5 protein-coding genes are annotated in these 6,795 nt (G+C 70.5%); 1 reads left to right on the top strand and 4 read right to left on the bottom strand.

Features of this window, described 5'->3' with window-relative positions; all coding sequences use genetic code 11:
• Positions 1-123: 123 nt before the first annotated feature.
• The 3 genes from OTB20_RS06335 to OTB20_RS06325 all read right to left on the bottom strand — a co-directional run bounded on the left by OTB20_RS06335 (position 124) and on the right by OTB20_RS06325 (position 3,348).
• Positions 124-1,212, bottom strand: coding sequence for a prenyltransferase (locus OTB20_RS06335; protein WP_267815588.1), 1,089 nt, complete (start codon positions 1,210-1,212; stop codon positions 124-126).
• On the bottom strand, positions 1,209-1,943 hold the full coding sequence (locus OTB20_RS06330; protein WP_267760789.1) for a class I SAM-dependent methyltransferase: 735 nt from the start codon (positions 1,941-1,943) through the stop codon (positions 1,209-1,211). Before OTB20_RS06330 ends, OTB20_RS06335 begins: the two co-directional genes overlap by 4 nt.
• 61 nt (positions 1,944-2,004) lie before the next feature.
• Complete coding sequence (locus OTB20_RS06325) at positions 2,005-3,348, bottom strand: glycosyltransferase family 4 protein (RefSeq protein WP_267815587.1); 1,344 nt, start codon at positions 3,346-3,348, stop codon at positions 2,005-2,007.
• A 275-nt stretch (positions 3,349-3,623) separates the two neighbouring features.
• Between OTB20_RS06325 and OTB20_RS06320 the strand changes: the two genes are divergently transcribed.
• Positions 3,624-4,283 (top strand): TetR family transcriptional regulator, encoded by a 660-nt coding sequence (locus OTB20_RS06320; RefSeq protein WP_267815586.1) that lies wholly within the window; start codon positions 3,624-3,626, stop codon positions 4,281-4,283.
• A gap of 653 nt (positions 4,284-4,936) precedes the next feature.
• Here the strand turns inward: OTB20_RS06320 and OTB20_RS06315 are convergent.
• A complete protein-coding gene (locus OTB20_RS06315; protein ID WP_267815585.1) occupies positions 4,937-6,028 on the bottom strand; it encodes a hypothetical protein in 1,092 nt (363 codons plus the stop codon).
• Positions 6,029-6,795: the final 767 nt, after the last annotated feature.

The raw sequence follows: 6,795 nt of genomic DNA, 5'->3' as shown, positions 1-6,795 counted from the left end.
GCGCCAGCCTGGTGTCACCCATCCATCCAGGAGAGCGACCCAGGACCAGCCACGTCAGGCGAACCCCAAAACCTGAAACAGAACACGACTCACGAGGCGAGCCAAGACCTCAAAACCAGATCACTAGCCGCAGCAGTCCGGCTCGAGGCCGGCCGGCAGGCCCAGCCCGCCGAAGACGATGCCGGTGGCCTCGTCGCCGCCCAGGGCGGCCACCGCCAGCAGCAGCGAACCCGCCGTCCAGGTGGTCTGCTCCACGGGCCAGACCGCCCCGTCGTCGAAGACGTACCCGGTCCAGTACATGCCGTTGTCGGCCCGCAGGTGGCCGATCGAGCGCAGCACCTCCAGGGCCCGGTCCGACTCCCCCGTCGCCCACAGCGCGAGCGCCAGTTCGCAGGACTCCCCGCCGGTCACCCACGGGTTCGGCAGCACGCACCGTACGCCGAGGTCCGGGACGACGAACTCCTCCCACCGCTCCTCGAGCCGGGCCTTCGCCTCCGCGCCGGTCAGCGCCCCGCCCAGGACCGGGTAGTACCAGTCCATGGAGTAGTGGGACTTGTCCAGGAACCGCTCCGGGTGCCGGCGTATCGCGTGCCCGAGGGCTCCCGCCGCCAGTTCCCAGTCCGGCTGTGCGTCGCCCCGGTAATCGGCGATGGCCAGCGCGCAGCGCAGCGCCTGGTGGATGGAGGAGGACCCGGTGAGCAACGCGTCCGGGACGGCCTCGCCGGACGGCTCGCGCTTCCAGCCGATCTCGCCGCCCGGCTGCTGGAGCCCCAGGACGAACTCGACGGCCGCGTACACGGCGGGCCACATCCGGTCGAGGAAGGCCTCGTCCCCGGTGGACAGGTGGTGGTGCCAGACGCCGACGGCGAGGTAGGCGACGAAGTTGGTCTCGCGGCTCGCGTCCTGCGGTTCGCGGGTGTCGACCCCGTCCTCGCGGTCGGTGTACGCCGCGTACCAGGAGCCGTCGTCGTTCTGGTGGCGGACCAGCCAGTCGTAGGCCCGCTCCGCGGCCTCGTGCTCTCCGGCCGCGTCGAGCGCCATGGCGGCCTCGGTGTGGTCCCACGGATCGAGGTGGTGCCCGCGGAACCACGGTATCGCCCCGTCCGCGCGCTGCGCGGCGAGGATCCCGGCGACGGTGACGGCAGCCTGATCGGCGGTCAGTACGCCGTCCAGGACCAGGTGTTCGGGCGCGGTGCGCCCGGGAGAGGTCACTGCGCGGCGCCCACGGGCAGGTGCGGCTTGGTGGCGTACGCGACGAAGCTCTTGCCGATGACCGGGTTCAGGGCCTGCTCCGCGAGCCGCGTGGCCAGCGGCTTCTTCATGATGTCCCAGACCAGGAGCTTGTGGTACGCCTTGACGGGCAGCGCCTGGTCGTTGTCGACGCCGAAGGCGCACTTGAGCCACCAGTACGGCGAGTGCAGGCCGTGCGCGTGGTGGGTGCCGTACGGTTTGAGGCCCGCGGACTCCATCTTGCCGAGGAGCTCCTGCGCCTTGTAGATGCGGATGTGGCCGCCCTCGACCTCGTGGTAGGCGTCGGACAGCGCCCAGCAGATCTTCTCGGGGCCGTAGCGCGGCACGGTGATGGCGATGCGCCCGCCGGGCTTCAGGACGCGGACCATCTCGGCGAGGACGCCCTTGTCGTCGGGGATGTGCTCCATCACCTCGGAGATGATGACGACGTCGAAGGAGTCGTCGGGGAAGGGCAGCGCGAGGGCGTCGCCCTCCATGGCGGTGGCGGTGGCGCCGGCCGGGGCCTCACCGGCCTCCTTCATCGCGGCGAACCACTTGGCGACCTCGCGGATCTCCTCGCCGTTGCGGTCGAGGGCGACCACCTGGGCGCCTCTCCGGTAGCACTCGAAGGCGTGGCGGCCTGCGCCGCAGCCCAGGTCGAGCACACGGTCGCCTGCGGCGAGCGGGAACCGGGAGAAATCGACGGTCAGCACGTGGTCCTGCCTTCGCGGTCGCGGGGGTGGGAAGGGAACTGCTTCGGACGGAAGGGGGAAGTCACCGGGCGGTACGGGCCTTCGGAGCCGCCGCGGCCGCCCGCTCGATGGCGGCGCGGTAGTGGACGACGGTGCCCTCGGCGGCCTTGGCCCAGGTGAAGCGGGACAGCACCCGCTCGCGGCCGGCGGCACCGAGCCGGGCGCGCAGTTCGGGATCGCCCAGCAACCGGCCCAGCGCTGCGGCCAGCGCGCCCGCGTCGCCGGGCAGCACGGCGAGGCAGGTCTCCCCATCGGGGCCGGTGACCTCGGGAATCGCACCGCCGGTGGTGGCGACCAGCGGGGTGCCGGTGGCCATGGCCTCGGCGGCCGGGAGCGAGAAGCCCTCGTACAGCGAGGGCACGCAGGCGATCTGGGCGCTGCGGACGAGATCGACGAGTTCGGTGTCGGTGATGCCCTTGACGAAGCGGACGGCGTCCTGGAGCCCGTACGTCTCGATCGCCCGGGCGACCGGGCCACGTTCGGCGCGCTTGCCGACGACTACGAGGTGCGCGTCGGGCTGTTCGGTACGGAGCTTCGCGAGCGCCTCGACGAGGTGCACGAGCCCCTTGAGCGGGACGTCGGCGCTCGACGTGGTCACGATCCGCCCGGGCACCTCGGCCACGGAGGCGTCGGGCGACCAGAGGTCGGTGTCGGCGCCGATGTGGACGACGTGGATGCGCTCGTCCTGGACACCGAGGTGCTCGGCGATCTCCTTCTTGGAGGAGCCGGAGACGGTGAGCACCGCATGCAGCCGCCGGGCCACCCGGCCCTGCATGCGCGTGAACCCGTACCAACGCCGCACGGAAGCACGCTTCCTGCGGTCCTTGGCGGCGGCCAGGTCCAGCTTGCGGTCGACGGTGATGGGGTGGTGGATGGTGGTGACCAGCGGTGCGCCGAGGTCCGCGAGCAGCCCGTAGCCGAGGGTCTGGTTGTCGTGGATGACGTCGAACTCGCCTGCGCGGGACGCGAGATGGCGGCGGGCGCGGAGCGAGAAGGTCATCGGCTCGGGGAATCCACCGGTCCACATGGTGGCGACCTCGACGGCGTCGATCCAGTCGCGGTACTCGCTGCGCCGGGGCGTGCGGAACGGATCGGGGCTGCGGTAGAGGTCCAGGCTGGGGAGCTCGGTGAGGGTGGCGCCGGCGCCGGTGAGTGCGTCGGTGTCGAGCACCGGGTAGGGCTGCGCGCCGATGACCTCGACGGAGTGGCCCAGCTTCACGAGCTCGCGCGCGAGGTGACGGACGTAGACGCCCTGGCCACCGCAGAACGGGTTCCCCTTATAGGTGAGGAGTGCGATCCGCAACGGGCGGCTGTCGTCGGCGGCCGGACCCGTGAAAGGGCTCGTCACCATGGCCTCTGCGGTCACTCTCGGCCCCCTTCTCCCTGCACTTTCGCCGGAGCGTAACCGCTCGCATAATGTAGAACAAGTTTCAGACTTGATCCGCTGAAGAGCATTGAATCTACCGGCCGGAAACCACACCGTAAGAGGGGTGGCAGGTGATTCGCGCCACGGCTCGGGCGCCTGCCATGCTGGGCGCGCGGCAGCCCCGCGACAGCCTCCTGCGACAGCCGCCTGCGACAACCACCTGCGACAACCTCTGCACAGACATGATCGCCTTGGAACGCCTTGGAACGGGACAGATGACAGCGGAAGCGAAGGCCGGAACCCCAGCCGTCACCACACCGGCGTCTCCGCCCCTGACGGAACGCCAGGAGGCGCGCCGCAGGCGGATCCTGCACGCCAGCGCGCAGCTGGCGAGCCGGGGCGGCTTCGACGCGGTGCAGATGCGGGAGGTGGCGGAGTCCTCCAGCGTGGCCCTGGGCACGCTGTACCGCTACTTCCCCTCCAAGGTGCACCTGCTCGTCGCGACCATGCAGGACCAGCTCCAGCACATGCACGGAACGCTCCGCAAACGCCCGCCGGCCGGCGACGAGCCCGCGGCCCGGGTCGCGGAGACCCTGATGCGCGCCTTCCGCGCCCTGCAACGCGAGCCGCACCTGGCGGACGCGATGGTCCGTGCCCTCACCTTCGCGGACCGCAGCGTGAGCCCCGAGGTCGACACGGTCTCCCGCCTGACCACCGCGATCATCCTGGACGCGATGGGCCTGGACGCCCCGCCTACCGCGGAACAGCTCTCGGCGGTCCGGGTGATCGAGCACACCTGGCACTCGGCACTGATCACATGGCTGTCGGGCCGGGCATCGATCGCCCAGGTCAAGATCGACATCGAAACGGTCTGCCGCCTGATCGACCTGACGGCGCCGTCGGCGACGGTGGCGGCGGCCCGCGAGAAGGCCTGATTCCGCCGTCGGTGGGGGTGGGATGGCGGGGCGGGGATACCGGGCCGGGGATGGGTTGGCTGTGGGTGGCTGTGGGCGCGCGACACCACGTTGATCAGCAGCAGCTCCCAGGAACCGTTGGTCATCATCCACGCGTTGGGGCACGTTCCATCACGTGAAACCGGGGCGGGGTGGGCCTGTTTCGGTAAGCCGGGATTGAACGGTCGGAGCAGGGCCAAAGGGCCCTGAGCTGCGGGTTCGGCGGCTTTGACGAGTACCGGGGGGTTCCCGGGGAATGGCCGGGAGGAGGAGTGGGGAGGGGCGGGCGGACTGGAGGAGCCCATGCCCCTTCCCGCCGGCCAGCCTGACCACGGACGATCGGGACCGCCCTGTCGGACCGAATGGATGCGCGGGGCAGTCAGAGCATCCAGGGACGGGCGGCCGCACACTCTCCCCGCGCCTTCCACCGCCAACACGCGTGCGAGGACGACCACAAAGACCTCAGGGCCGGTGGGCGCGACAGATCGCTACACACTCCCACTCGGCTTAGCGGCTGCCGGCTGCACGTGGCTGGACATACGCACCACACAAGGTCCGGGAAGTGGCTACGGTCGCATGGCGGCGATCAGACCGGTCCGTTTGACGCGAAGGGGCGCTCGGACCAAGCCAGGGGGCTAGGACCTTGTCGCTGTCCCGCACCCGTCTACGGAGGACTCCCCCAGGCCTACCGATGTGCTGCGGTCGTACGGGTCGGTCTTCGTGCCGGCATCGTCCGTCCGGCGGTCCGTGCCGAAGGGCGGCGTGAGGTAGCCCGTGGAGGTGCCGCAGCCGCCGTTGGTCATGTTGTATTTGTACGAGACGATCGAGAACGTGCCCGGCTCGGTGCGCACCTTGGCTGGATCGTCCCAGCTCAGTACCAGCTCGCGTCGGACGATCGTGCGCACGATCTCGTCGTTGTCGGCCGCGCGGGTGACCGGGTAGACGAAGGTGACGTCGGCGGTCACCTCGAGTGCGCCGTTCTTACCCTCGCGGTAGATGAGCAGGCCCCGGGTCTTCACGACGTCGCCGACCAAGTGGGCGTGGGAGGGCTGGAAGCGGCTGAAGAGGAGGAGCGGGTCGTTCTCCGCGCTCGGGGCTTGGAATGCGGTTTTCAGAAGGTCTTGGACGTCCTTCTGGTGCGGGTTGATCAGTGCGATCGCCTTCTCGGGGCGCTCGCCCTGCAGCACCCCACGGTCCAGGCCGGACGCGACGAGGAAGTCCCGGCTGAGGGCGAGAGCCCGCTCGACCTCGGTCTCACTCATCCAGCCGACAGCACCGGCCTTCGGCACGGTGATCCCCGCCGCTTCGTTCGCCCAGCCCGCCGCCGGCGAACCGCGGAACGGCTCTTCTTTGGTGGGGCGTTGAGCCACTTCCGCCGGAGGTGCCTGGGTCGGGCGGGCGGTCTCTGCCGCCAACGGAGAGTCGGAGTCTCCGCTGGTGAACAGGTCCAGTATCCGCTCCGGCGCGAGCGCCACCAGCAGGAGGACCAGCGAGGCCAGCAGCCCGGCCACGTACCAGCCCGTGCGCCGCTTCGGCTGCGCGGGCGTATAGCTGCGCCAGGCCTCCGGACCACGGTGGGGCTCCGCGCCCAGCCGCTTCGCCACGTCACGGGCACGCGCCGACGGCTCCTTGGGCGCGTTGCCGGCACCCGCCACCGACTCCCGCAGGAACCGCTCCCACTCCTCGTCAGACCTGGACGACCCGTCCGGCTCCGTACCCGCGCCCATCCCCAACCCCCTGGCAATCGAAAAACCGCGGCCCACTCCCCCCGCGACGCGTCCGAATAATGGCACAAGGCACTGACAGCGAACCTGGTCAGGCCCCCGGCGTAGACACATCCAGTCCTCCAACTGGCCAGCCAAAAACCCCTGTTCGACAAGCCCGCGACCACTGCTATGCGACCTCAACCACTCCCCGAATCATCCACAGCGCGCATGACCGGCCACAGACGGCGGCCGGTAGCCGCTAAGCCGGCCGGGAGGGCAACCAGCCGTGTGCGGCCCGTATGTCCCGCCACGGGCGGTGGTCGGTCGCCAAGCCGAGTGGGAGGGCGTAGCGATCTGTCGCGCCCACCGGCCCTGAGGTCCTTGTGGTCGTCCTCGCACGCGTATTGGCGGCCGAAGGCGCGGAAAGGGTGTGCGACCGCCCGTCCCTGGATGCCCTGACCGCCCCGGGCGTCCATTCCGGCTCACGGGTCGGTCCCGACCGTCCGTCGTCAGGCTGACCGGGGGGAAGGGGCATGGGCCTGTCCAGTCCGCCCGCCCCTCCCCATTCCTCCCCCCGGCCATTCCCCGGGGGGGGATCCCGGAAGTCTTGTGGCGTTTCGGTGTGGGCCGGTCGGTCAAGGGTGGCCGAAGGCCATCGCGAAGCGACGCGACGAAGGAGCGCCCTTGACCGACCGGCCCACACCGAAAGGACGCTGGACTGGAGGGACGCCCACCGCACCCCTCAAAGCCACCACCCACCCGCAGCACAAGCCCAACCCCCACCCCCG

Source organism: Streptomyces sp. H27-H1, assembly GCF_026627445.1.
Lineage (GTDB): Bacteria > Actinomycetota > Actinomycetes > Streptomycetales > Streptomycetaceae > Streptomyces.
This window is presented reverse-complemented; position numbering and strand designations above follow the sequence as displayed.